Origin of the sequence: Nonomuraea fuscirosea (assembly GCF_035917475.1) — a bacterium.
GTDB classification, from domain to species: domain Bacteria; phylum Actinomycetota; class Actinomycetes; order Streptosporangiales; family Streptosporangiaceae; genus Nonomuraea; species Nonomuraea fuscirosea.
Map to the genome: position 1 here is coordinate 9,789,617 of NZ_CP109074.1, position 21,401 is coordinate 9,811,017.

The window sequence follows — 21,401 nt, forward strand, 5'->3', positions numbered from 1 at the left end:
ATCATCGCGCCCACCAGTCGCGGTGCTCCGCGTACCAGCGGACGGTGTCCTTCAACCCCTGCTCGAACGGCACCCCCGGCCGGTAGCCGAGGCCGCGCAGCTTGGTGTCGTCCAGGGAGTACCGGCGGTCGTGACCCTTGCGGTCGGCGACGTACTCGACCATGTCCCAGTCCCGGCCGCAGGCTTCGAGCAGGCGGGTGGTGAGCTCCTTGTTGGTCAGCTCCGCCGTGCCGGCGATGTGGTAGACCTCGCCGGGTTCGCCCCGCTCCGCGACCAGGCGGATGCCCGCGCAGTGGTCGCGGACGTGGATCCAGTCCCGGACGTTGCCGCCGTCCCCGTACAGCGGCACCTTCCTGCCGCGCAGCAGGTTCGTGATGAACAGCGGGATGACCTTCTCGGGGTACTGCCTGGGCCCGTAGTTGTTGCCGCAGCGGGTGATCGAGACGTTCATCCCGTACGTGATCGCGTAGGCGCGCGCGATCAGGTCACCGCCCGCCTTCGAGGCCGCGTACGGCGAGCGCGGCCGCACCGGCGCGGCCTCGTCCCATGAGCCGATGTCGATCGACCCGTACACCTCGTCCGTCGACACCTGCACCACCTTCGGCACCTCCGCCTCCAGGCAGGCCTGGAGCAGGGTCTGGGTGCCGAGGACGTTGCTGTGCATGAACGGCGCGGCGCCCTCGATCGAGCGGTCGACGTGCGACTCCGCGGCGAAGTTGACCACCAGGTCGTGCCCGGGGACGACGCGGGCGAGCAGCTCGGCGTCGCAGACGTCCCCGTGCACGAACGTGTGCGCGACCCCGTCGAGGTTGGCCCGGTCGCCCGCGTACGTCAGCTTGTCCAGGACGGTGACGTCCAGCTCGGCCCCATCCGGCGGCGGGGGGTCGGCGGGGGTCGTCTCGCGGAGGCTCCGGACGAAGTGGGAGCCGATGAATCCCGCTCCGCCCGTCACCAGAATTCTTGTCATGGACTGATCTGTACCTTGCTGTGATCGCCCAGTACGAGACGGTGGGCTTTGGGCGTGTTGGGGGCCGACGTGATCTCGACGTCATGTCCGATCAGCGATGATTCGATCCGGCCGACCCCGGCGATGGTGGCTCTGGGCAGCACGATCGAGTATTCGATCTCACTGCCGGTGATGGTGCAGGAGGCGCCGATCGAGGTGGACGGGCCGATGTAGCTGTCCTGGATCCTGGCGCCGGCGCCGACGATGGCCGGGCCCACGACGCGGGAGCGCTCGACCACGGCCCCCGGCTCGATCGCGACCCGGCCGATGAGCTCGCTGACCGCGTCCACCTGCCCCTGGACCAGAGGTTCGACCGATTCGAGCACCAGCCGGTTGACCTCCAGCATGTCGGTGACGTTGCCGGTGTCCTTCCAGTAGCCGGAGATTACCGATGACTCGACGCGCAGCCCGGCCTCGATCAGCCACTGGATCGCGTCGGTGATCTCCAGCTCGCCCCGCCACGACGGCTTGAGCTCGGCCACCGCCTCGTGCACGGCCGGGCTGAACAGGTAGACGCCGACCAGCGCCAGATCGCTCTTGGGCCGGGCGGGCTTCTCCTCCAGGCCGACCACGTGCCCTTCCGTGTCCAGCTCGGCGACCCCGAACTGCCGCGGGTCGGCGACCTTCGTGAGCATGATCTGCGCCGCCGGCCGTTCCCCGGCGAACCGCTCCACCAGGTCGTTGATGCCGCCCACGATGAAGTTGTCGCCCAGGTACATGACGAAGTCCTCGTCGCCCAGGTAGTCGCGGGCGATCAGCACGGCGTGGGCCAGCCCGAGCGGCGCCGGCTGGCGCAGGTAGGTGACCTGCAGCCCGAACGCCGAGCCGTCGCCCACGGCCGCCTCGATCTCGGCGTGGGTGTCGCCCACCACCAGGCCCAGCTCCGTGATCCCGGCCGCGGCGATGGCCTCCAGGCCGTAGAACAGGACCGGTTTGTTGGCGACCGGGACCAGTTGCTTGGCCGAGGTGTGCGTGATGGGTCGTAGCCGTGTGCCCGACCCCCCGGCGAGCACGAGTGCTTTCACCGCTAGTACGCCCCTTCTCCACGGGTGACGACGGACCAGGTCTTCCAGAGGATCTGCAGGTCGAGGATGAGCGACCAGTTCTCCACGTACCGCAGGTCGAGGCGGACGGACTCCTCCCAGGTCAGGTCGGAGCGTCCGCTGACCTGCCACAACCCGGTCATGCCCGGCTTGACGACGAGGCGGCGGCGCACGTCGGCGCCGTACTTGCCCACCTCTTCCGGCAGCGGGGGGCGAGGGCCGACGAGGGACATCTCGCCGCGCAGGACGTTGAGCAGCTGGGGCAGCTCGTCGAGGGAGTATTTCCGCAGGAAAGCGCCCACCCGGGTGATCCTTGGATCGTTCCGAATTTTGAAGAGCACGCCGTCGAACTCGTTGTCCTCAAGGAGTGCGCCTTTGAGCCTCTCCGCATCCACCACCATCGTACGAAATTTCACCACCCGGAACTCTTTGCCGTCTCGGCCGACCCGCACCTGGTGGAACAGGGCGCCCCCGGGGCTGGTCAGGCGGATCACCAGCGCCAGCGCCAGCAGCGGCAGCGCCAGGACCAGCAGCGCGATCCCCGCGCCCAGCCGGTCGAACACGGCCTTCACGAACTGCCGGCTGCCGTTGAACTCGGGATGCTCCACGTGCAGCAGCGGCATCCCCGCGACCGGCTTGATGCTGATGCGCGGCCCGGCCACGTCGAGCAGGGCCGGAGCCACGAACAGATCCGTGCGCGCCGTCTCCAGGCTCCAGGCCAGCCGGCGCAGCGCGGCCCCGTCGAGCTCCGGGCAGGCCAGCACGGCCACCGCGTCGGCCCGCTCCCGCTCCACCACGCTCGCCACGTCGCCGAACGACCCCAGCACCGGGATCCCGTCCAGGTCCACCTCCATCGCATGGTCAGGAAGGCAGGCTCCCACCACCCGCATTCCGTGATAAGGCTGGCGCCTGAACTGCAGCACCAGGTCGAGGATCGACTCCCGGTGCCCGACCGCGATCACCTGGCGCATGTAGTCGCCCGCCGCTCTCCTTCGGTGGAGCCGTTTACGCATGCGATAGCGGTAGTAGAGCGTGGCCAGCAACGCGAGCGGCAGCATGGCCATCACGAAGCTGCGCGCGATCACGGTCTGCGTGGCGTAGGCCATGATGGCGACGGCGGCCATCAGCCCGGCGCCGCCGTTGAACACCGCCTTGAACTCCTCCGTTCCCTCGCCGTTGGCGCGCTGGCGGTACGCGCCGCCCATCATGAGCGCGAGCGGCCAGGCGGCCACGAGGCCGAACCCCAGCACGTACTCGGCCGCGGGGATGTAGGCGCCGGCGATCAGCCGCACACCCAGCACGCATACGCAGGCGAGCAACGCGCACATCGTGTCCCCGGATAACAGGAGCCGTAGGTACGCGCGCGTCCAGATGCTCGACGCGCGGCGTGGTACGGCCTCGAGGAGCACGACGGCGGACTCCCCAGTCCCCACCCTCATAACACCATCCTGACAACTCTGTGCACCGCGATAACCGGACGTTCCTTGAGCCTCGTGGGTTGACAGCTCCCACGAACAACAAGGGCGGCGGCCCCCACTAAAGAGTAAAGATCGATTCCGGCCCGGGATATACCGTCAAATGTCCACAATCGGACGATTGCCGGGCGGGTGAAGGGCTTGACGGAACGATCCATCAGTGGCAGCAGCACGCAGGTGAAATGCGAGTTTTGCCAGGATATTTCGGGAGGTTACCGTTATGCGAAACGGCTAGTCGTACACGAGATCAGAGCCGGTCGTGCGCGGCGTAGTGCCAGCCGAACTCCCGAATCAGAGCTAGTCGTACTCCAGATCGGGAAGCGCCGACGGCGGGTCGGGGCTGCGCCAGACGACCACGACGCCGTCGTGCGCGGAGTCGCTCGCCACCGTCAGCCGATCGAGGTCGAAGTCGGGCAGATAGCGCAGGCGGGCCAGGAACGTGGCGTCCGTGGCCGAGCGCGGCACGACGCAGCCCTCGCCGTCGCGGTCGAGCAAAATGTAGAGGACGTCTTCCCCGGCTTCGGTGACGACACGGACCTCCACCACGTCCTCCCAGGCGAGGGCTTCGACGCTACCGTCCGCGTAGTGACGAGTGACGCCCTCTTCCGTGACATACACGTAGGAGTCCGGCATCGGATTGCCGTGCATGGCCGCGATTCTTGCGAGTTACGGGGCACCACCGCAAGGGTTCGCGCTCATTGGCGCTCAGGCGGGACCGGGGGGACGCTCCTCGCCGCCCCAGGAGTGGCTGAGATGGGCCGCCACCGTCGCCCGCGCGACCTCCTCCGGCCCGTTCGCGATGGCCTCCAGCAACTCGCGGTGCTCGCGGACGAGCACGTCCCTGTCCTTGTAGACGGCACGCAGCCGGACCAGCCCGAGCCTGGTCTCGACGGCCAGCGCGCCGTAGAGCCGCTCCAGCCGCGGGCTGCCGACCGCCTCGATGAGCGCCTGGTGCAGCGCCATGTGTTCGCCCACGATCTCCGACCAGGGCGCGCCGGCGGGCAGCGCGGCCATCCGGTCGAGCGCGGCCTGCGCCCCCGGCACCGTCCGGCCGGTCAGGGCCCGCGCCATCAGGTCCTCCAGGGGGCGGCGGACGTACATGAGATCTTCGAGGTCCGAAAGCGTCACCTCGGGGACATAGGCGCTGCGGTTGCGCTCGCGCCGCAGCACCCCCTCACTGACCAGGACCGCCAGCGCCTCGCGGACGGTCGGCCTGGCCACGCGGTAGGCCGCGGCGATCTCCTGCTCGGGCAGCGCGGTGCCGGGCCGGATCTCGCCGGACAACACCCTGCTGCGCAGGGCGTCGGCGAGCGCTCCGACGGTGGAGACGGGTCTGAGGGGCAAGGTCACGGCTGCGACTCTAGCCGCATTTCCGGTGTACGTTCCGGTACGGCCACAGCCACCAAACTGAGACCCAGCAGCACCAGCCCGGCGATCGAGACCGGGGCCAGCCGCTCGCCCAGCACCACCAGACCGAGCAGCGCGGCGACGGCCGGCTCGGCGAGGGCCAGCGTGGCGGCCGTGGCCACGGGGGTGGTGCGCAGGCCGCGGCCGTACAGGAAGTAGGCCAGGCCCGTGGTGCCGAGCCCGAGGTAGAGCACGGCGGCCAGGGCGCCGGGCGAGGCGATCCAGCCGGTCCCGCTCAGCACCAGCACCGGCAGCATGATCACCGCGGCTCCGCCGAACATGACCCCCATCACCGCGTTGGACTCACCGCCCTGCCCGATCGCCCGCGCCGCCGTGACCGCGTAGAACGCATAGAGCAGCCCACCCAGCAACGCGAACAGAATTCCGGCCATCACCTGCGATCCACCCTGCGCGGCCACCTGCGTACCCGCCTCTGCGCCCGCCTGCACGTCTGCCTGCGCGTCTGCTCGGATGCCGCCGCCGGCGATCAGCGCCGCGCAGCCGCAGACGGCGGCGGTGGTCGCCGCGGCCCAGCGCCCGCTCGGCCGGCGGCCGTGCAGCAGCCACGACAGCAGCCCGGTGAACACCGGCCCGCTGCCGATCGCGACGACGGTCCCGATCGCGACCCCGGTACGGCTCACGGCGGCGAAGAAGCACAGCTGGTAGGCGGCCACCGCCACCGCGCCGAGCAGCAGCGCCGGGCTGACCGCGCGGCGCAGCCCGGCCCCGGCCAGCAGGGCGAGCGCGGCACCGCCGATCACCAGCCGCGCGGCGGCCAGGGCCACGGAGTCGGCGGTGACGAGCAGGCCGGCCGTGCCCGCGGTTCCCCAGAGCACGGAGGCGCCGACGACGGCGAGCGGTCCCTTCCCCATGAACCCATTGTCAGACAACCAGACACCCCTCGTCTAGTTGTCCGACAATTCTTCGAGCAAACCGTCGATCAACCGCACCGCCGGAGCCGCCACCTCCCCCGCGTAGTCGTCGAACACGACCAGCCCGTCCTGGATCGCCTGCGCGCTCTCTCGCGGCAGCTCCAGCAGCGACTCGCCCTCCGCGTCGATGCCGCCGTCCACGTGGAAGGCGTCGCCGGCGGTCACGATGGACACCTCGAAGCGCACCTCGCGGCCGTCGGGCAGGGTGAAGACGGCGCCGACGCGGACGCCGGCCGGAGGAAGGAAAGTGGTGAAGCGCTCACTTCTGACGAAGGGGTGGCGTAACTCCGCGAAGATCTCCGACGCCCGCCCCAGGGCCGCCAGCAGCCCGGCCGCGGCCAGACTCGCGCTGTCCATCCCGCAAAGGGTAGTTCAGCCCCACCCACCCTGACCAGGCCACGGGCGTGCGGCCGGTCAGTCCGTGACGAGCCGGGCGTGGCGTTCGACGTCGTAGCGGACGCCCTCGTCGCTGAGCTTGCCCCGCTCGATCCCCTCGGGCAGGAACCCCGCCTTGGTGGCCACCCGGCACGAGGCCGGATTGGTCGTCCGGTGGCCCAGCTCCAGCCGGTAGAGCCCGCGCTCGTCGAACGCCCACCGGGCCAGCAGCTCGACAGCCGCCGCCGCGACCCCCTGGCCCCTGGCCTCGGGCACCACCCAGTAGGACACCCATCCGTTGTCGTTGCCGTCGATCCGGTCCACCGCGACGTTGCCGACGACCCGCTCTCCTACCGTCACCGCGAAGGCGTGGCCGACGCCCGACCAGGCGGCGATCCAGCCCGCGGCGTCCTGGAGCGTGAGCACGGGCAGCGGCGCCTGCGGCCGCAGATCGGGCGTCTGGAAGGCACGCAGCACGACGGGCGCGTCCTCCTCGGACCAGGGCCGCAGCCGGACCGGCGCGTCGTCGTCGGACCAAGGACGCGGCCGCACGTTCACAGAAGTCACGTTGCCCGAGATTACGGCGCTTGCACCTTCTGTCCGATCGGGTGGGTGGCCTCGAAGTCGTCGACGAGCTGCCTGGGCGCGGTCAGGCACCACGCCTCGGCCATCAGCTCGAACAGCTCCTCGGCGTCGATCCGGTCGAGATGCACCACCACCCAGCCGAACCGCCCCGCCGTGAACTGCACCTCGAACACCTCGGGCCGCTCACTGACGAGCGCGATCTGCTCCTCGATCGTGGCCTTGAGCCCGACGGTCTCGGTCGCCTCCCACAGATAACCGAACCCCTTGCCGTGCACCCTCAGCGCGACCCACTCACCGCCGTGGCCCTGCTGGACCTCGGGCAGCTCCTTCAGCAACTCCAGGAACTCATCGACGCTCACACCCATGCCGCCTGTGTACCAGAACCGACCGACACTTCCGAGCCTCTTGAGCGAGTGCTTAAATAGCTCTAGTCTGCGGTTAAGCGTCTGCTCAATTCTCTGGCGGTGTCAGCATGCGCGTGTACGTCGAGACCCTGATCAAGGCCGATCTGGAGGAGGTGTGGCAGGCCACCCAGGACCTGGCCCAGCACCAGCGCTGGGACCTGCGCTTCGGCCGGATCGAGGCCCGGCCCGGCGGCCGGCTCCGCTACACGACGCTGGGCATTTCCGGCACGGGCCTCGCCACCCGGAGCCGCCACCTCACCAGAAGCCCGACCGAGAGCCGCACTGGCAGCCTGTCCGGAAGCCGTACCGGAAGCCGCTCTGACAACCCTTCCGGGAGCCGCTCTGAAAGCCCTTCCGGGAGCCGCACCTCCGCGCTCCGGTTCGGCTCGGCCCACCCGCTCTCCCCCATCCGCTCGGGCTCCGGATACTGGCGTTACCTCCCCGCGCCCGGCGGCGGTGTCCGCTTCCTCACCGGCTACCGCTATCGCCCGAACGTTCTGCCCGCCCGCCTGATGTGGTGGGCCACGGCCTGGTCGTTCGACCGGCTGCGCCTGTGGCTGGAGACCGGCAGAACCCCCGAACGCCTCCTGCGCCAGGCCCTGGCCGAGGCCGCCCTGCGCACGGCCGCCGTAGCGCTGGCCGCCTGCGCGCTGCCGCCCCTGGCCGTCCTGGCGGTCGCCGCACTCGCCCTCGCCGTCCCACCCCTCCCGACCACACCGGCGGCCCGCCGCTGCCTCCGCCATCCCCCGCAAAACCCCGCCGACCATCACGACTCCCGCGCCCAGCACGGAAACGGAGCGACCCCACCATGCCCTCGATCTTCGAACGCGCGCTCGGCCCCGACTTCGCCCGCCTCCACCCCCAGCTCCAGCGCCGCTTCCGGGTAGGGCTGGACAGCGGCGAGGCGTGCGTGGGCACCGGCGTCATGCACCGCGTCTGGAACGCCGGCCTCGTCGTCCAGCCGTTCCTGGCCCTCGGCCGCCGCCGCAACATCCTCGTCGCGGAGACCGGCCACGACCTCCCGTTCCGGATCGAGAACTATCCGTACGCCGACTCGTACGGACGCGAGACCGTGACCTTCGTCCGCACCTTCCCGCACAGCCGCTTCGACGCCACCATGATCTACGACGAGACCCGGGCGCAGGTGCTCGACTACCTGGGCACCCACCAGCACATCGCGGCACCGCTCCAGCTCGCCGTGGACGACCGCGGCGGCCTGGTCATCCGATCCGGCCGCCAGCGCCTGCTGGAGGGCCCGCTCGCCGTCCGCATCCCGTCCGCCGCCACGGGCACCGCCGTCGTCAGCGAGCACTACGACGACCGGATCGGGCGCTTCAGAATCGCGGTGACCGTCTCCAACCCGCTGCTCGGCCGGATCTTCGGCTACTGGGGCACCTTCACCGCCGCGTACGTGGACGTCGCCGAGCACGGCGTGCCCGCTAGCGTTAGGCCGAGACGGGAGGACGCCCGTCGCTGACCCGTCCCGACGATCCGGGGAACCTGGTGGCCGACACACGTACCAAGCTGCTCGACGCGGCGCTCGAAACGCTCAAGAAGCAGGGGATGGCCGGCGTCTCCGCCCGGACGATCGCCACCGCGGCCGGCGTCAACCAGGCCCTCGTCTTCTACCACTTCGGCAGCGTCGACCAGCTGCTCGCGGCCGCCGTCGAGCGCGGCTGCGAGCAGCGCATGGTCCTCTACCGCGACCGCTTCGCCGCCGTGACGACGCTGCGCGAGCTGCTCGACCTCGGCCGCGCGATCCACGAGGAGGAGCGCGCCGAGGGCAGCGTCGCGGCGCTGGCCCAGCTGCTGGCCGGCAGCCAGACCGACAGCAAGCTCGCCCCGGCGGTGGTCGGCGGGCTGAACCTCTGGATCGGCGAGGTGGAGCAGGCGCTCGGCAGGGTGCTGGCGACCTCGCCGCTGGCCGAGTTCGCGGACGTGTCGGGCCTGGCCAAGGCGACGGCGGCGGCGTTCGTCGGGCTGGAGCTGTACGAGGGCGTCGACACCGACGGCGCCGCCCAGGCTCTGGACGCGCTTGAGGAGCTGGCGGTGCTGGTGACGGCCCTGGAGGACATGGGCCCGATGGTCCGCCGGGTCGTGCGCGCCCGGCTCACTCGTAGTATCGGACCTCGATCACGTTCCCATCGGGATCGGGAAAGTAAATAATCTCCGGCGCGATTCCGCGGGCCCCGAAGGAATTGGTCCTGGTTCCGGAGACCTCCACGTCGTGGCGCTTCAGCCGTACCTGGAGCGCGTCGAAGTCCTCCTCGTTCACGGCCAGGCAGAAATGATTCACCGGATGCCCGGCGCTGCCCCGTACACCGGTCGCCTCGTCCACGCCGCGCATGGCCTCAAAGGACATCAGGTCGAGAATGGTGTCGGGCGAGATTCGCACGCTCGGAAAAGGCGCCCTCCCATGGCGGAACTGCTCGGCCCTGACTCCGGGGAGCCCGACCACCTGCTCGTAGAACTGCAGGGATAAGAGCTGATCCGAGACCCAGCAGACGAGGTGGTCCAGGCGTGCGCGCATTCAAGCACCTCCGTTTTTCCTCCAATATCTGCTGTACGAATCGCCCTGTCCACCTGGCCGCCCGTAAGAAAAGCGGATTCGGCGCCGGACAACGCCGAATTTTCCCGTCGGCGGCGGCCTTGACGGGTGTCATGAACGGTGGGTCAGCGCTGTCGCAGGGCGAGCAGTTCGGCGACGGTGACGAATCGGTACCCTTGCTCGCGCAGTTCGGTGACCAGCCCCACGATGGACTCCCGGGTGGCCGCGCCGCCGGCGTACCAGGGGTGCAGCAGGATGATCGATCCCGGCCTGACCTCGTCGCGGACGGTCGTGACGATCTCGGCGGCGGTGGGGGTGGCGCCGGAGTCCGGCTCGATGTCCCACATGATCGTGTGCCGCTGGTGCTCGTCCAGGTAGAGCGGCAGGCTCAGCAGCTTCTTGCCGGTCGGCGGGCGGAACACGATGTCGCCCTGCTGGCCGGCCGCGCGGATGGCCCGGTCCGTACGCTCGATCTCCTCGGCCACGGTGGACTTCGACACGAAGACCATCCGCCGGTGGCTGTAGGTGTGGTTGCCGAGCTGGTGCCCCGCGTCCACCAGCGCCTTGGTCAGCCGGGGATGCGCCTCGACCTGGGAGCCGACGACGAAGAACGTCGCGCGCACCCGCTGCTCGGCGAGCACGTCGATGAGCTCGCGCGTGTGCTCGTCGGGCCCGTCGTCGAAGGTCAGGGCGACGACCTTCTCGTTCGTCTCCACGCGGTCGGTCAGCTCTCCCGCCAGCTGGAAGCTGCGGGCGTTCATCAGCTGGTAGAGACCCGTGGCGGTCAGCAGGAGGACGACCGGGAGGAGTGCGAGCAGCAGCCTGACCCCTCGCCGGCGTCCGGTCGTTGCGGCTGTCTTCATGGGTGATCATGGAATCACGAGCGGCGGGTCCAGGTGACCCGTTTGCCGACGAAGACGGGTCAGTGCTGGTGCTGCTCAGGCAGGTGGCTGTCGGCGTGCGCCCAGACCAGCACGTTCGCCACGTCGTCCTGGCGCTCGAAGAAGTCGAGCACCTCCTGGTCCGAGTGACGCAGGCTGAAATGGGTCAGCACGAAGAGCGTGTCCGGATGGGCGACGACGTACGGCTTGAGCTCGCTCCACACCGTGTGCCCCACGCGCCGCGCCCGATCGAGCTCGGCGTCGTCCAGATAGGTGCATTCGGTGATGATCACCGGATACTCGGACAGCCACCCACCCCGCCCCAGCGCACGGGCGTGCGTGTCGCCGAGATAGGCGAACAACGGCCGCTGGACCTGCCGATCGACCGCCTCACCCCGCCTCCTCCTGTCCGCGACGGCCCGGCCGAACGCGCCGGGATCCAGCGTCTCCTTCAGCGCCTCGATCTCCGGCAGGAGGGCGCGCCGGTTCTCCGCGACGCCATACCCGACGCTGGGCACCTTGTGCTCGGTCGCCAGCACCCGTACCGTGTGCGACCCGTTCCTGCCGAACCGGAACTCCGCGCCCGGCCGCACTCCGTGCACCCGCGCTCCCGCCGCCAGCGCCAGATCGAAGGCGGCCGCCTGGTTGAGCTCGGTCGTCGCGCGCAGATAGTCGCGCACGTACGGCAGCGCCTGCTCAGGCACGTACATGTCGACCCCGGTCGACCGCGTGGCCAGGAAGTCGAGGTCCTTGGAGTGGTCGAGATGCGCGTGCGTCAGCAGCACCGTGTCGACCTGCCGCCCCTCGGCCAGCCCCGCGTCGAGCGCCAGCTTCAGCTCAGGCACGTGGAAGAACGTCTTGTCGTTGGCACGCGAGTAGCCGGTGAGCGTCAGCGAGGTGCCCGGCATCCGCCACGTCTTCCACTGCCGGAACGGATGCCCGCGCTCCAGCCGGTCCGGCCTCATGATCATGGCGAGAGGATAGCGCTCACCGCAGGCTGGGGGTGTGCTCGTGCAGCGCCTCCAGGAACGCCTCGACGAGCGGCCCCCGGTGGCCGCGCCCGCGACGGATCACGACCACCGGCAGGCGCGCGTCCAGCCCGTCGATCTCGATCGCCCGCAGGCTGCCGAGCCGCAGTTCCTCGCGCACGCTGCTGGTGGGCATGAGCGCCACCCCGAGTCCGGCCTGCACCAGCCGCTTCTGCGCGGTGAGACTGTCCACCCTGGTCACCGGCGTGCCCGCCGGCAGGAGCCGGTCGAGCAGGGCGCCGAAGGAGTCGGGCTGACCCCGTTCCGGCGAGAACCCGAGCCACCGCTCGCCGCGCAACTCCCCCAGATCGGGCAGCCGCCCGGCGGTGACGGGATGCGCGGCCGGCACGACGACCGCCAGCCGCTCCGCCCCGAGCGGGATCGATTCCAGGCGCGGATCGGCGTCGGCGAAGTACCGCAGCCCGAGGGACGCCTCGCCGGTCCGGACGAGCGCGCTGACCTGGCGGCTCGACGCGGTGGTCAGCTCGACGAAGACGTCCTCGTGGCGTGACTCGAACGCGCGCAGCGCGTCCACGATGTGGGAGTCGGCCAGGGTGCCCACGATGGCCAGGCCGAAGGTCCTGCTCCCGCCCGGCCGCGCGGCCTGCTCACGTACGGCCCGCTCGGCATCGCGGACGGTCGCGAGCACGGTCTCCGCGTACGGCAGCAGCGCCCGCCCCGCACCGGTCAGCCGCACCCGGCGGCCCGCCCGCTCGAACAACGGCGCCCCCACCGCCCGCTCCAGCTCGCGGATGCGGCGGCTGATCGCCGGTTGCGAAAGGTTGAGCCGCCGCGACGCCTCGGTGAACCCACCCCACTCCGCGACCGCCACGAAGGCCACCACCTCGTCGATCGTCATCACTTCCATCAGTTTTCCTGATGAACAGCATCCGATCTATGCATTTGCCTTCAGAACCCCGCAGCCGGACAGTGGACCGCACCACCCCGACTTTCCGCCCGCACCTGAACCACCCACCCCTCCAGGAACGACCACGACGGGAAAGCCACCATGACCGACCAGGCCGCCGCGGCCCTCCGCTTCCGCGAGCTGCACGAGCGCCCCGAACCCCTCCTGCTCCCCAACCCCTGGGACCCCGGCACCGCCCGCCTCCTCGCCTCGCTCGGCTTCGAGGCCCTGGCCACCACCAGCCTCGGCGTGGCCAACCAGCTCGGCCGCAGGCGGGCCAGCAGACAGGCCATCCTCGGCAACCTCCGCGCCATCAGCGACGCCACGCCGCTGCCCGTCAACGCCGACCTGGAGAACTGCTACGCCGACGACCCCGCCGAGGCGGCCACGATGATCGCGGACGCCTGCGCCGCCGGCGCCGTGGGCGCCTCCATCGAGGACGCCACCGGTGATCCGCGAGCGCCGATCTACGACTTCGGGCTCGCCGTCGAACGCGTCCACGCGGCCGTCGAGGCCGCCCGTGCCCTGCCCATCCCCTTCGTCCTCACCGCGCGAGCCGAGAACCTGCTGTGGCAGGCCGGCGACCTCGACGACACCATCAGCCGCCTGCGGGCGTTCGAGGAGGCGGGCGCGGACGTCCTGTACGCCCCCGGGTTGCGCACGCTCGACGAGATGCGCGCGGTGGTGTCCTCGGTCGGCGGACCGGTCAACGTCGTGATGGGCTTCGCCGACCCGGAGATCACGCTGGCCCAGCTCGCCGAGATCGGCGTCCGCCGGGTGAGCATCGGCGGAGCGCTCTCCCGGGTGGCGCTGCGCTCGTTCATGGACGCGGCCAAGGAGATGCGCGCCGGCCGCTTCGGCTTCGTCACGCGCATGGCCCCGCTCACCGACCTCCACCCTCCCTTCACCTGACCACGCGCTCACCGAACGCCACCCTCCCTTCACCTGACAACCGCCGTCCCCGTTCGCCGGCGCAGGGCCCGGCTCCTCCTCCTGTCACGGGACATCCCGTCTGCGCAGATACCGACCGCCCAGGACCGCGTACCAGATCATGACGGGCAGGTGGAGCGCGTACCCGAGCTGCTCCAGCCCAGGGGCGGGGCCGGCCGCGCCCGTCGTCCACGGCAGGACGACCGCGCTCAGCCCGGACAGGGCGGCGATCAGGCCGGCGACCCGGAACCCGGCCGGCATCGCCCAGCCCACGGCGCCGGCGACGGTGGCCGCGACCCACAGCAGCCCGGCCAGGTTGACCGTCCACTTCGCGGTGAGCAGCACACCCATGGCCATGGTCTCGACCCCCGGAGCCGCCGGCCGGGCCGCCAGCTGGGTGACGGCCAGATTCCCCGCATCATGCAACACCCCCGCCAGCCCCGCGCCGGCCAGCAGCCCCCCGGCCAACCTCTCCAGGTACAGCCTCCACGCCTGTGCCGGCACCGGCTCAGCGTGCACCGCCCCGGCCAGCACCAGCCCAGCCGCGGTCAACCCCATCCACCCCACCACGTCGAACGCCAGCTCGGCCAGATGCACCCCGACCTGCTGGCGTACCGCGATCAACACAGCGCCGGAGTCGTAGGGATTCAGGGTCAACCCCGATGGCACCACGAGGGCCGTACCGGCGACCATGGCAACCAGCGAGATCAGCAGCAGCACGCCGGCGAGCCGGCGCCGAGGGTTCGGATCGCTCATGGACCGGACGCTAGAACCCTGACGCGGCGACAAGGTCAACCCCTCAGGAGAGGAACGTCATGTGGCGGATCGGCCAACTGGCCCGCATGGTGGGCGTATCCGAACGAACCCTGCGCCACTACGACAAGATCGGCCTCCTGATCCCGGCAGCGACCGACCACACCACCGGCTACCGCTGGTACGGCGTCACCGAACTGTCCAGACTCGAACGCATCCGCGGCCTGCAACGCCTCGGCCTCCCCCTGCGCCAGATCGCCGACCTGCTGGACGCCCCGGAGTCACAGCTGCGGCAGGCGCTGACCGAGACCGTCGCGACCCTCCGCCGCGACATCGCCACCCTGACCACCACCGCCGCACACGCCGAAGACCACCTCACCGCCCCGGCCTCGATCCTGCCCCAGCAGACCCGGGTAGGCCCACGCCGCCTACGCGTCCACCGCATGACCCTCGACCACCCCGCGCAGCTGGCGGCACTCTGCCCACCACCCCCGGCGACCCTGCTGACCTGGCTCCAAGCAAACCCGACCGGCACCTTCACCGCCGCCCTGACCACCGAAGACGCCACCGAACACCTCACCCTGCCGCCCCGCACGGTCGTACGAGCCGTCGTTCCGCCCACGACCGGCGTGATCCGCGCCGGCCAGGACCTGTTCGCCTGGCTGCACCGCCACCACCTCACCATCACCGGCCCCACCATCGAGGACCACCTCACCGACACCGACGGCGCTCACGCCACCATCCTGGAGATCCCCTGCACCCCCCACCTCGCAGACATTCGGCCATGAAGACGAGCCGACAACGTCCCCCGGCAAGCCGCCACGCACGACGACCGATCCCGCACCCACCACGAACCCCACCCACCCCTTGTAGCGGCATTAATGTGGCGAGACCACGTCATAGACCCCCGTTCGTCTGCCGGAACTTCCGATGGTCGCCGTTCTTCTTCACCGCCGCTTTCCGCTGCCCTCGACAACGGGCGCAGGAACAGTCGTGGCACCCGGTCCGATATTGGTGACGAATGACGAGCATCCGCTCCGCTATCTGACTCGCGCTGGGATCGTCCGACCGGCCCGCCGCTTCCGCGTCGTTTCCGGTGGAAGCGCTGTTCGGGTGGCCGTGCCGCAGAGAAACGACGTTGTCTTCAAGGGCACGCCCTTGAGCCGCAATCTCATATTCCGTACGGGCCCGCAGGAAATCGATCAGCCCCTCGTCCGAATTGATCTTGTCTATTACCTTCTCCTGCGTCAGCCGTTCAGTATCCTGCCGCTGACGTTGCAGACGGTACTGGAAGACCTTGTCCACGATGACCAGCAGCAGTAAACCCACGATCAGGACGACGACGCAGACGTCGAGAAAGCCGACCGTCTGATCGCTCAGCATCCGCGCGGACGGCAGCGCGGGCAGATGGGCAGCGGTCAGAACGCCACCCCCGACCGCCAGACCGACCTTCAGAACCTTGAGAGCCCGTGACGATCCTGGAATGTTCATACCAGTCGTCCGCGCCGGCTCACGAGACCGGAGTGAGGTATGTGAGCAAGCCAGGCGCGCCCACAATCGGCGCGACCGAAACACTGAATGGGGGTTCGGCGGGCTGTGGCGTTCAGGCCACACCTTGTTGACCGGCAGCGGTCGTCGCCTGCCCTGATTGTTTGACGACAATGGGGTCGTGGACGTAGAACGTCCCGGTTTACTGGCGGGCCGATGGGCGCTCTGCGGGCGTATTTGCGACCGGGGAACCGTGGGCCCCAATCGGTAGCGCCAAGTGAACCATGCCGAATGCCTAGACAGGCACTCCGCTGTGGCCTCACAGTCGAGGTCGTACACATGACGAACCTCCTCCCGGGGGTTCGACGGGGGCCGCTCTCTCGTTGTCCACGCCTTCATCAGCTGGCAGGCAGAGACGCGTGGGCATCCGGCAGGAGAGTGGCCCCCTCAACTGAGGGACTTGCACCGACCAGGCGGCTTCGCGCCTGAGGTGAATGGCTGTGCGGGTCCGCATCCCGCACATGGCGGGGGTTCTCCATCCTCGCGCTCGCTATGTGCACCCCAAAGGCCCACCTTTCGCCGTGCTGATCGTGTGCTTCGCATACGCGCCCAGAGCAGCAGAGGCGGCGGTCGCGTCTTCCCCGATCTCCCGCCATCAATCGAGACCCGCCTGCTAACTCTTGGTAATGTTGTAGCTAGCTATCGTAATCTGGCCATCTGCATGTAGCAGATTACATGTCGCTACTATACACCTGCAGCTAGCCAGGTAGGGTACGGTGGGTAGCTCCTTCCGCCGAGGAAGTAGGCAAAGTAACCAGAGAATGACGCGTCGTCGGGACCGGTGCATGTGGCGGTGAGAGCCATGCGCTATGCTTCCTGTCAGATTGCAGGTAGCACACTTGCAGACCTCGCTGCATGCGGAGAGTTAGGTAACAGTAAGGATGTGCGCTGATCAAGGGCCAGTCATCCATCGGGCCCTCTTGTCTTCAGAGCTGGTACGCCTGCGCCAGGAGAAGAATCTGAAACAAGAAACAGTCGCCCGTGCGCTGGATTGGTCGCCGTCCAAGCTGATCCGCATCGAGGGGGGCAGCGTCGGCATCTCCACCACGGACCTGCAGGCCCTGCTGCGCCAATACGGCGTCGACGACGGATCCCCGCTTATGGCCCACCTCATCGAGCTGGCCAGGGGCGCGCGCGAACGCGGCTGGTGGAGTTCATACAGCAGAGAGCTTTCCAGCGACCCCGCCTATCTCGCCTTCCTCGGCTACGAATACGGCGCTTCCCGGATCAAGCATTTCGGTCTGGCGGTCATGCCGGCGCTGCTGCAGACCGAAGACTACGCTAGGGCCCTGACCCGCCAATACGTGAGCGAAGAGCGGGCCGAGATGCTGGTCACCGTCCGCATGTTGCGCCAGGAGAAGCTGCTCGAACGAGACCCTCCACCGGAGCAGGCGTTCGTTCTCGACGAGGCCGTCATCCGCCGCCGAGTGGGCCGCCGGGTCGATCTCAAGATCATGCCGAACCAGCTGAAGCATTTGCTGGAACTACAGGCCACCCGCCCTTACCTGACGATCCAGGTGATCCCTTTCGACGTCGGCGCGCATTTCGGCATGACTGGCAACTTCGCCGTACTCGAATTCGAAGGCGCGCTCGGCCCGGTCCTCTACCTGGAGAACTCCCGCGGCGGTGCGCTCACCGTCACCGGTCGCGATCCGGAGATCGTCAATTACAACTCGGCATTCGAGACCTTGCGCGAGACGGCGCTGAGCCCGGAGGCGTCACGCGAGCTCATCGAGCGTGTCATTGCGGAAATGGGGTAACGGGTCACCCTTTAGTGTTCCTGCTGCGGCTTGAAGTGACGCCGTGACACGAGCGGGTCATTGATCGTCGCATGATGCGCCCGCCAGGGTGCTGTGACGTGCTGATGGTGTAGGAGAATCCCGGTCAGGGAACCTACACTCGTGAGATAGAGCACGGCCAACGCATGGTGCCTACCACGGGAAGCTCTGGGATACTTCATGGCGGATCCTCGCATGCGTCATTTGACCTGGTTAAAGAGCACGAAGTGCAATCCTGGTGACTGTGTAGAAGTGGCGTTCATGGGGTCCTATGTGTTCCTCAGGAACTCCAAGGAGCAGGCGGGTCCGGTGCTTGCCTTCACCCGGCCCGAGTGGGACGCCTTCGTGGAGGGCATCCATGCAGGCGACTTCGCCTGACCCTCGCCCGCGACTCCTAAGTGCTGATCGGCATACCGCCTGTTGTCGTAGCCGGCTCCGGAGCGACCACCGGGCAGGGCGTTCTACGAATTGGACTTCACCACATTATTGGGGCTTGGACCGATATTCAGCCCACGCGTCGACCGCCTCTTGCAGATCAAGAGCGGCCACGTCCTCACATGCCATCCCGACCGTGTGGATCAACCGGTCCGCGAGCCAATCTGGCACCGGCTCCCTGGCGGGAGCTTTCTGGACTCGCATGTGATCGGCGAGCGCGCCGAGTCGTTCGATCACCTGGCCGAGCTGGATGATCTCGGGACGGTTCGAGTCCGCCTCACGCACTCTCGCGGTCGCCTCCGCGTACACCTCCGCGTCGGCCCGCTCACCGACAGCCCATACCTCGCAGATCTCCACCGACTTGTCCTCGGCGATGCGGTAGACGACACGCCAGGTGTTACGCCCGACGACCAGTTTGCGGAAACTGCTCAGTTCCCCGCCCAGCGGATGGCCGGCTTCAGGGTTGTCCAGCAGGAGAAGGATCTTCTTGAGTACCTTGGGCACCGCGTCCGGGCCGATGCGCCGGAGGTCGTCGACCGCCGGCGCCGTGAAAACGACGTCGGACACGGTTCACTCATCGTCCGGGACGGCGGCCAGCGACTCTCGGGTGTGCCCGAAAGCGGCAAGCACCTCATCGAACGAGACCCGCTCCCCCGTATCCGTGACCGACCGGGCGAGCACCAGCGCCAGATCGCGCAGATCGGCCGCTGCTTCCTCCAACTCGTTGAGCCGGTGGATGCTCACCACGGCCGCCACGGGCTGGTGCCGACGAGTGACCACCAGGTCGCTCCCGTGCTCCGCATCGGCCACGAGGCGGGCGACACCTCGCTGGGCCGCCTCTGTGACGCTCAGCTCAGTGACGTCGCGCAGAACACTCATACATCAACTGTACATCTTTCTATACAGAAGCGTAGTGTCCCTGGCCCGAGCATCGGCGGGGGCATTCCGCGCTCGGGATCGCGGCAAAAGCCATTGCCGAGGGGGCCTCCCGAGCGAGTCCGGAAGCCGCGCCGTCCTGAACACCGGACCCCCTGCCTCGTCGCCTGCCACGCGATCGAGCTCAGTTATGCCCGTAGAGAGCGGGCAGGTCGACGAGGTGGAGTTCGGATGACGATGTCGCCGCTTGGCGGGCCTTGTCGTTGAAGCCCGCTCCGCTGAAACAGATCAGCTTCGTCTGTGAGGTGTCATAGCGGCCGGCCCGAGTGATGAGTTCACGGATGTGCCGGAGCCGATCGATGTGCGCGGCACCCATGGTGTCGTTCCATTTGGCTTCCCCGATGGCTAGAAGGGGCGCTTTGCCATGGTCGGCGATACCGATGACGGCCACGTCGATTTCGTGGCCGGTGCGGGTGGCGGGGTCGTGCACGGTGCCGTGCCCCACGCGGGCGGGCAGTCCGCCGAAGAGATCGTGTTCTGCGTGGTGCAAGGCCCAGTCGCGGCAGACCTGTTCGAAATGGGGGCCGAGGACATTGCTGACGAAACGGCGGCGGCTGGCTTGCCAGACCCGGTTCGCACTGCCGGGACGTTCCAACTGGTCCCACACGGGCCGCATGATCGCGTGGTAGAAGGCGATCAGCGGTTCCGTGATGCGGTAGGTCGGGCGGTTCTCCCGGAAGACGTCGGCATCTCGGTGCAGCAGGCTCGCACCCCCTGCCGAGCGCTGCCGTGTGGCAACCCGAGATCGGCGGTCGGTCGCTCGGGCTCAGGCCGGTCGAGCAACGGGGTGGAGGCCGTCCATCAGGAGGTCCAGCAGGCGGCCGGCCTTGGCTTCGTGCTCGCGCCTGGGAGCCACCGTGAAGATGCCGATGAGGGAGGCGGCGATGTCCTCGGCGGAGACGTCGGAGCGGAGGTCGCCCGCCGCGCGACCGGCGTCGAGGATCGTGGTGATGGCCGCCAGCAGCTCGCTCCGGGTCTGCGCGTGGGCGATCTCGCCCGACTCGATCATCGTCAGCAGCGTGTCGAGCATGCCGTTCTTGGTCGCGATCCAGTCCCCGAACAAGTCCATCCAGCGTCGCATCGCCTCGGCCGGGGGCAGGCGGCCGAGCAGTTCGCGGGCGCCGGTCGTCAGTCGTACGACCTGGTCCCGGTAGACCGCGTCGACCAGCGACTCGCGGGTCGGGAAGTGCCGGTAGAGCGTGGCGATGCCGACCCCGGCCTCGCGGGCGATGGCACGCATCGACGGCTCGGCGTCAGCCGACATGAACGCGCGGGTCGCCACCGCGAGCAACTGGTCGCGGTTACGGGCTGCGTCCGCCCTTGGCACGCGCATCTCCTCGTCAGCCAAAACGGATCACGCTCCGGTTATGTTAGTGTCGTTCATGGAAACGGAGCATAGTCCGTTTCACCGCGTTCCCTCCAAGGAGACAGGCGTACATGCAGGAACAGAGCACTCAGCAGCCGGCGGTCAGGAGCAGGGCGGTCCGGCTCGACGCGTTCGGCGGCCCCGAAGTCCTGGACGTCCGTGAGGTTCCCGCTCCGCAGGCCGGGCCGGGACAGATCCGCGTACGGGTCACCGCAGCGGGCCTGAACCCGATGGACTGGATCATGACCGCCGACGCGGACACCGCCGCCCGGTTCGGCCTGAGCCTGCCGGCCGGGTTCGGGACCGACTACGCGGGCGTGGTCGACCAGGCCGGCGACGGGGTGACCGGCTTCGCGCCCGGCGACCGGGTGTTCGGGGGCGCGCTGTCCCGCGCGGTCGCCGACTTCGTGCTGATCGATCTGGACGAGGGGATCGCGGCGAACGAGGCCCACCACACTCCCGAGGGCGTCGACGACCGCACCGCCGCCACCCTCGCGATCGCCGGCCGTACGGCATCCGCCGCCCTAGCCGTGATCGCCCCCGGCCCGGACGACACCGTGCTGATCGGCGGCGCGGCGGGCGGGGTCGGGGTGTTCGCCGTCCAACTGGCCCGGCTCGCGGGCGCACGCGTGATCGGAACAGGATCGGCGACCTCAGCCGACTTCCTGCGCGACCTCGGAGCCGAGCCGGTCACCTACGGCGACGGCCTGGCCGACCGGGTCCGAGCCCTCGCTCCCGGCGCTGTCACCGCCGCCATCGACCTGCACGGAACGGAGACGGCGCACGTCGCCAGGAAACTCGGCGTACCGGACGACCGCATCTGCACCATCGCCGCGCAGATCGACGGCGTACCGGCGGCCAACGGCGCGAACGCCGCCCTCGGCGCCCTGGAAGAAGTCGCCCGCCTGGTCGCGGCGGGCCGCCTGCGGGTGCCCATCGCGGCGACCTTCCCGATCGACCAGATCCGCCGCGCGGCCGAACTCCAGGCCGGCCGGCACGTACACGGCAAGGTCGTCATCGACCTATAGCTCCCCGCAGCACATCCAAGCGTTCCGCTCGTGCGA

27 protein-coding genes are annotated in these 21,401 nt (G+C 69.1%); 8 read left to right on the forward strand and 19 right to left on the reverse strand.

All coding sequences use genetic code 11. The features are described from left to right. Window position 1: 1 nt before the first annotated feature. The 9 genes from rfbB to OIE67_RS44875 all read right to left on the reverse strand — a co-directional run bounded on the left by rfbB (window position 2) and on the right by OIE67_RS44875 (window position 7,188). Window positions 2-967, reverse strand: a complete 966-nt coding sequence (gene rfbB, locus OIE67_RS44835; protein ID WP_326632002.1) for a dTDP-glucose 4,6-dehydratase — start codon at window positions 965-967, stop codon at window positions 2-4. Further along, window positions 964-2,031: a glucose-1-phosphate thymidylyltransferase gene (locus OIE67_RS44840; protein ID WP_326632004.1), complete on the reverse strand. Its 1,068-nt coding sequence runs from the start codon at window positions 2,029-2,031 to the stop codon at window positions 964-966. Before OIE67_RS44840 ends, rfbB begins: the two co-directional genes overlap by 4 nt. Window positions 2,032-2,033: 2 nt before the next feature. Further along, window positions 2,034-3,488, reverse strand: a complete 1,455-nt coding sequence (locus OIE67_RS44845) for a sugar transferase (RefSeq protein ID WP_326632006.1) — start codon at window positions 3,486-3,488, stop codon at window positions 2,034-2,036. A 333-nt stretch (window positions 3,489-3,821) separates the two neighbouring features. After that, window positions 3,822-4,172, reverse strand: a complete 351-nt coding sequence (locus OIE67_RS44850) for a hypothetical protein (protein ID WP_106246263.1) — start codon at window positions 4,170-4,172, stop codon at window positions 3,822-3,824. A 57-nt stretch (window positions 4,173-4,229) separates the two neighbouring features. After that, a complete protein-coding gene (locus OIE67_RS44855; RefSeq protein ID WP_326632011.1) occupies window positions 4,230-4,874 on the reverse strand; it encodes a GntR family transcriptional regulator in 645 nt (214 codons plus the stop codon). Further along, a complete protein-coding gene (locus OIE67_RS44860; RefSeq protein ID WP_326632012.1) occupies window positions 4,871-5,803 on the reverse strand; it encodes an EamA family transporter in 933 nt (310 codons plus the stop codon). The genes OIE67_RS44855 and OIE67_RS44860 overlap by 4 nt, the downstream gene beginning before the upstream one ends. Window positions 5,804-5,836: 33 nt before the next feature. Beyond that, the gene (locus OIE67_RS44865) at window positions 5,837-6,220 is read right to left on the reverse strand and encodes a hypothetical protein (protein WP_326632014.1); all 384 of its coding nucleotides are present in this window, start codon (window positions 6,218-6,220) and stop codon (window positions 5,837-5,839) included. 57 nt (window positions 6,221-6,277) lie between these two features. Next, complete coding sequence (locus tag OIE67_RS44870; protein ID WP_326632016.1) at window positions 6,278-6,805, reverse strand: GNAT family N-acetyltransferase; 528 nt, start codon at window positions 6,803-6,805, stop codon at window positions 6,278-6,280. An 11-nt stretch (window positions 6,806-6,816) separates the two neighbouring features. Continuing rightward, on the reverse strand, window positions 6,817-7,188 hold the full coding sequence (locus tag OIE67_RS44875; RefSeq protein WP_106246256.1) for an MmcQ/YjbR family DNA-binding protein: 372 nt from the start codon (window positions 7,186-7,188) through the stop codon (window positions 6,817-6,819). A gap of 107 nt (window positions 7,189-7,295) precedes the next feature. On the opposite strand from OIE67_RS44875, the gene OIE67_RS44880 reads away from it, so the two are divergent. The 3 genes from OIE67_RS44880 to OIE67_RS44890 are packed head-to-tail and all read left to right on the forward strand — an operon-like array spanning window position 7,296 to window position 9,393. Beyond that, the gene (locus OIE67_RS44880; RefSeq protein WP_326632019.1) at window positions 7,296-8,114 is read left to right on the forward strand and encodes a hypothetical protein; all 819 of its coding nucleotides are present in this window, start codon (window positions 7,296-7,298) and stop codon (window positions 8,112-8,114) included. Continuing rightward, window positions 8,036-8,704 carry a DUF4166 domain-containing protein gene (locus tag OIE67_RS44885; RefSeq protein ID WP_326632021.1) on the forward strand — a complete coding sequence of 223 codons (669 nt, stop codon included), beginning with the start codon at window positions 8,036-8,038 and terminating at the stop codon, window positions 8,702-8,704. Before OIE67_RS44880 ends, OIE67_RS44885 begins: the two co-directional genes overlap by 79 nt. Before the next feature lie 26 nt (window positions 8,705-8,730). Further along, the gene (locus tag OIE67_RS44890) at window positions 8,731-9,393 is read left to right on the forward strand and encodes a TetR/AcrR family transcriptional regulator (RefSeq protein WP_326632024.1); all 663 of its coding nucleotides are present in this window, start codon (window positions 8,731-8,733) and stop codon (window positions 9,391-9,393) included. On the opposite strand, the gene OIE67_RS44895 is transcribed toward OIE67_RS44890, so the two are convergent. From OIE67_RS44895 to OIE67_RS44910, 4 genes are all read right to left on the reverse strand, one after another. Then, complete coding sequence (locus OIE67_RS44895; RefSeq protein ID WP_326632026.1) at window positions 9,338-9,757, reverse strand: VOC family protein; 420 nt, start codon at window positions 9,755-9,757, stop codon at window positions 9,338-9,340. The two genes, OIE67_RS44890 and OIE67_RS44895, sit on opposite strands and share 56 nt — an antisense overlap. A gap of 143 nt (window positions 9,758-9,900) precedes the next feature. Further along, entirely contained in the window at window positions 9,901-10,638 is a 738-nt protein-coding gene (locus tag OIE67_RS44900; RefSeq protein WP_326632028.1) for a polysaccharide deacetylase family protein, read from the reverse strand. A gap of 59 nt (window positions 10,639-10,697) precedes the next feature. After that, the gene (locus tag OIE67_RS44905) at window positions 10,698-11,627 is read right to left on the reverse strand and encodes an MBL fold metallo-hydrolase (RefSeq protein WP_326632030.1); all 930 of its coding nucleotides are present in this window, start codon (window positions 11,625-11,627) and stop codon (window positions 10,698-10,700) included. A 16-nt stretch (window positions 11,628-11,643) separates the two neighbouring features. Next, the gene (locus OIE67_RS44910) at window positions 11,644-12,552 is read right to left on the reverse strand and encodes a LysR family transcriptional regulator (RefSeq protein WP_326632031.1); all 909 of its coding nucleotides are present in this window, start codon (window positions 12,550-12,552) and stop codon (window positions 11,644-11,646) included. 141 nt (window positions 12,553-12,693) lie between these two features. On the opposite strand from OIE67_RS44910, the gene OIE67_RS44915 reads away from it, so the two are divergent. After that, complete coding sequence (locus OIE67_RS44915) at window positions 12,694-13,503, forward strand: isocitrate lyase/PEP mutase family protein (protein WP_326632033.1); 810 nt, start codon at window positions 12,694-12,696, stop codon at window positions 13,501-13,503. A gap of 84 nt (window positions 13,504-13,587) precedes the next feature. On the opposite strand, the gene OIE67_RS44920 is transcribed toward OIE67_RS44915, so the two are convergent. Beyond that, window positions 13,588-14,277, reverse strand: a complete 690-nt coding sequence (locus tag OIE67_RS44920) for a hypothetical protein (RefSeq protein ID WP_326632035.1) — start codon at window positions 14,275-14,277, stop codon at window positions 13,588-13,590. A 59-nt stretch (window positions 14,278-14,336) separates the two neighbouring features. Here OIE67_RS44920 and OIE67_RS44925 point away from each other — a divergent pair, with 59 nt between their 5' ends. Then, window positions 14,337-15,062 carry a MerR family transcriptional regulator gene (locus OIE67_RS44925; protein ID WP_326632038.1) on the forward strand — a complete coding sequence of 242 codons (726 nt, stop codon included), beginning with the start codon at window positions 14,337-14,339 and terminating at the stop codon, window positions 15,060-15,062. A gap of 109 nt (window positions 15,063-15,171) precedes the next feature. On the opposite strand, the gene OIE67_RS44930 is transcribed toward OIE67_RS44925, so the two are convergent. Continuing rightward, on the reverse strand, window positions 15,172-15,765 hold the full coding sequence (locus tag OIE67_RS44930) for a hypothetical protein (RefSeq protein WP_326632040.1): 594 nt from the start codon (window positions 15,763-15,765) through the stop codon (window positions 15,172-15,174). Window positions 15,766-16,742: 977 nt separating this feature from the next. Here OIE67_RS44930 and OIE67_RS44935 point away from each other — a divergent pair. Further along, a complete protein-coding gene (locus OIE67_RS44935) occupies window positions 16,743-17,582 on the forward strand; it encodes a helix-turn-helix domain-containing protein (RefSeq protein WP_326632042.1) in 840 nt (279 codons plus the stop codon). Window positions 17,583-17,795: 213 nt separating this feature from the next. Continuing rightward, a complete protein-coding gene (locus tag OIE67_RS44940; RefSeq protein ID WP_326632044.1) occupies window positions 17,796-17,978 on the forward strand; it encodes a DUF397 domain-containing protein in 183 nt (60 codons plus the stop codon). A gap of 105 nt (window positions 17,979-18,083) precedes the next feature. Here OIE67_RS44940 and OIE67_RS44945 read toward each other — a convergent pair whose 3' ends face one another. The 4 genes from OIE67_RS44945 to OIE67_RS44960 all read right to left on the reverse strand — a co-directional run bounded on the left by OIE67_RS44945 (window position 18,084) and on the right by OIE67_RS44960 (window position 20,298). Then, entirely contained in the window at window positions 18,084-18,602 is a 519-nt protein-coding gene (locus OIE67_RS44945; protein ID WP_326632046.1) for a type II toxin-antitoxin system RelE family toxin, read from the reverse strand. 3 nt (window positions 18,603-18,605) lie between these two features. Next, entirely contained in the window at window positions 18,606-18,914 is a 309-nt protein-coding gene (locus OIE67_RS44950) for a hypothetical protein (RefSeq protein WP_326632048.1), read from the reverse strand. 181 nt (window positions 18,915-19,095) lie between these two features. Beyond that, on the reverse strand, window positions 19,096-19,578 hold the full coding sequence (locus OIE67_RS44955; RefSeq protein WP_326632049.1) for a hypothetical protein: 483 nt from the start codon (window positions 19,576-19,578) through the stop codon (window positions 19,096-19,098). 159 nt (window positions 19,579-19,737) lie between these two features. After that, window positions 19,738-20,298, reverse strand: coding sequence for a TetR/AcrR family transcriptional regulator (locus OIE67_RS44960; protein ID WP_435876018.1), 561 nt, complete (start codon window positions 20,296-20,298; stop codon window positions 19,738-19,740). 110 nt (window positions 20,299-20,408) lie between these two features. Between OIE67_RS44960 and OIE67_RS44965 the strand changes: the two genes are divergently transcribed. Next, window positions 20,409-21,365 carry an NADP-dependent oxidoreductase gene (locus tag OIE67_RS44965; protein ID WP_326632054.1) on the forward strand — a complete coding sequence of 319 codons (957 nt, stop codon included), beginning with the start codon at window positions 20,409-20,411 and terminating at the stop codon, window positions 21,363-21,365. Window positions 21,366-21,401: the final 36 nt, after the last annotated feature.

What these genes read in the sequence shown, in the direction of transcription:
- OIE67_RS44910 (WP_326632031.1), bottom strand. Translation starts at nt 12,552, where the DNA reads ATGGAAGTGATGACGATCGACGAGGTGGTGGCCTTCGTGGCGGTCGCG.
- OIE67_RS44895 (WP_326632026.1), bottom strand. Translation starts at nt 9,757, where the DNA reads ATGCGCGCACGCCTGGACCACCTCGTCTGCTGGGTCTCGGATCAGCTC.
- OIE67_RS44925 (WP_326632038.1), top strand. Translation starts at nt 14,337, where the DNA reads ATGTGGCGGATCGGCCAACTGGCCCGCATGGTGGGCGTATCCGAACGA.
- OIE67_RS44860 (WP_326632012.1), bottom strand. Translation starts at nt 5,803, where the DNA reads ATGGGGAAGGGACCGCTCGCCGTCGTCGGCGCCTCCGTGCTCTGGGGA.
- OIE67_RS44865 (WP_326632014.1), bottom strand. Translation starts at nt 6,220, where the DNA reads ATGGACAGCGCGAGTCTGGCCGCGGCCGGGCTGCTGGCGGCCCTGGGG.
- OIE67_RS44900 (WP_326632028.1), bottom strand. Translation starts at nt 10,638, where the DNA reads ATGAAGACAGCCGCAACGACCGGACGCCGGCGAGGGGTCAGGCTGCTG.
- OIE67_RS44885 (WP_326632021.1), top strand. Translation starts at nt 8,036, where the DNA reads ATGCCCTCGATCTTCGAACGCGCGCTCGGCCCCGACTTCGCCCGCCTC.
- OIE67_RS44930 (WP_326632040.1), bottom strand. Translation starts at nt 15,765, where the DNA reads ATGAACATTCCAGGATCGTCACGGGCTCTCAAGGTTCTGAAGGTCGGT.
- OIE67_RS44875 (WP_106246256.1), bottom strand. Translation starts at nt 7,188, where the DNA reads ATGGGTGTGAGCGTCGATGAGTTCCTGGAGTTGCTGAAGGAGCTGCCC.
- OIE67_RS44905 (WP_326632030.1), bottom strand. Translation starts at nt 11,627, where the DNA reads ATGATCATGAGGCCGGACCGGCTGGAGCGCGGGCATCCGTTCCGGCAG.
- OIE67_RS44950 (WP_326632048.1), bottom strand. Translation starts at nt 18,914, where the DNA reads ATGAGTGTTCTGCGCGACGTCACTGAGCTGAGCGTCACAGAGGCGGCC.
- OIE67_RS44850 (WP_106246263.1), bottom strand. Translation starts at nt 4,172, where the DNA reads ATGCACGGCAATCCGATGCCGGACTCCTACGTGTATGTCACGGAAGAG.
- OIE67_RS44880 (WP_326632019.1), top strand. Translation starts at nt 7,296, where the DNA reads ATGCGCGTGTACGTCGAGACCCTGATCAAGGCCGATCTGGAGGAGGTG.
- OIE67_RS44915 (WP_326632033.1), top strand. Translation starts at nt 12,694, where the DNA reads ATGACCGACCAGGCCGCCGCGGCCCTCCGCTTCCGCGAGCTGCACGAG.
- OIE67_RS44845 (WP_326632006.1), bottom strand. Translation starts at nt 3,488, where the DNA reads ATGAGGGTGGGGACTGGGGAGTCCGCCGTCGTGCTCCTCGAGGCCGTA.
- OIE67_RS44965 (WP_326632054.1), top strand. Translation starts at nt 20,409, where the DNA reads ATGCAGGAACAGAGCACTCAGCAGCCGGCGGTCAGGAGCAGGGCGGTC.
- OIE67_RS44940 (WP_326632044.1), top strand. Translation starts at nt 17,796, where the DNA reads ATGCGTCATTTGACCTGGTTAAAGAGCACGAAGTGCAATCCTGGTGAC.
- OIE67_RS44920 (WP_326632035.1), bottom strand. Translation starts at nt 14,277, where the DNA reads ATGAGCGATCCGAACCCTCGGCGCCGGCTCGCCGGCGTGCTGCTGCTG.
- rfbB (WP_326632002.1), bottom strand. Translation starts at nt 967, where the DNA reads ATGACAAGAATTCTGGTGACGGGCGGAGCGGGATTCATCGGCTCCCAC.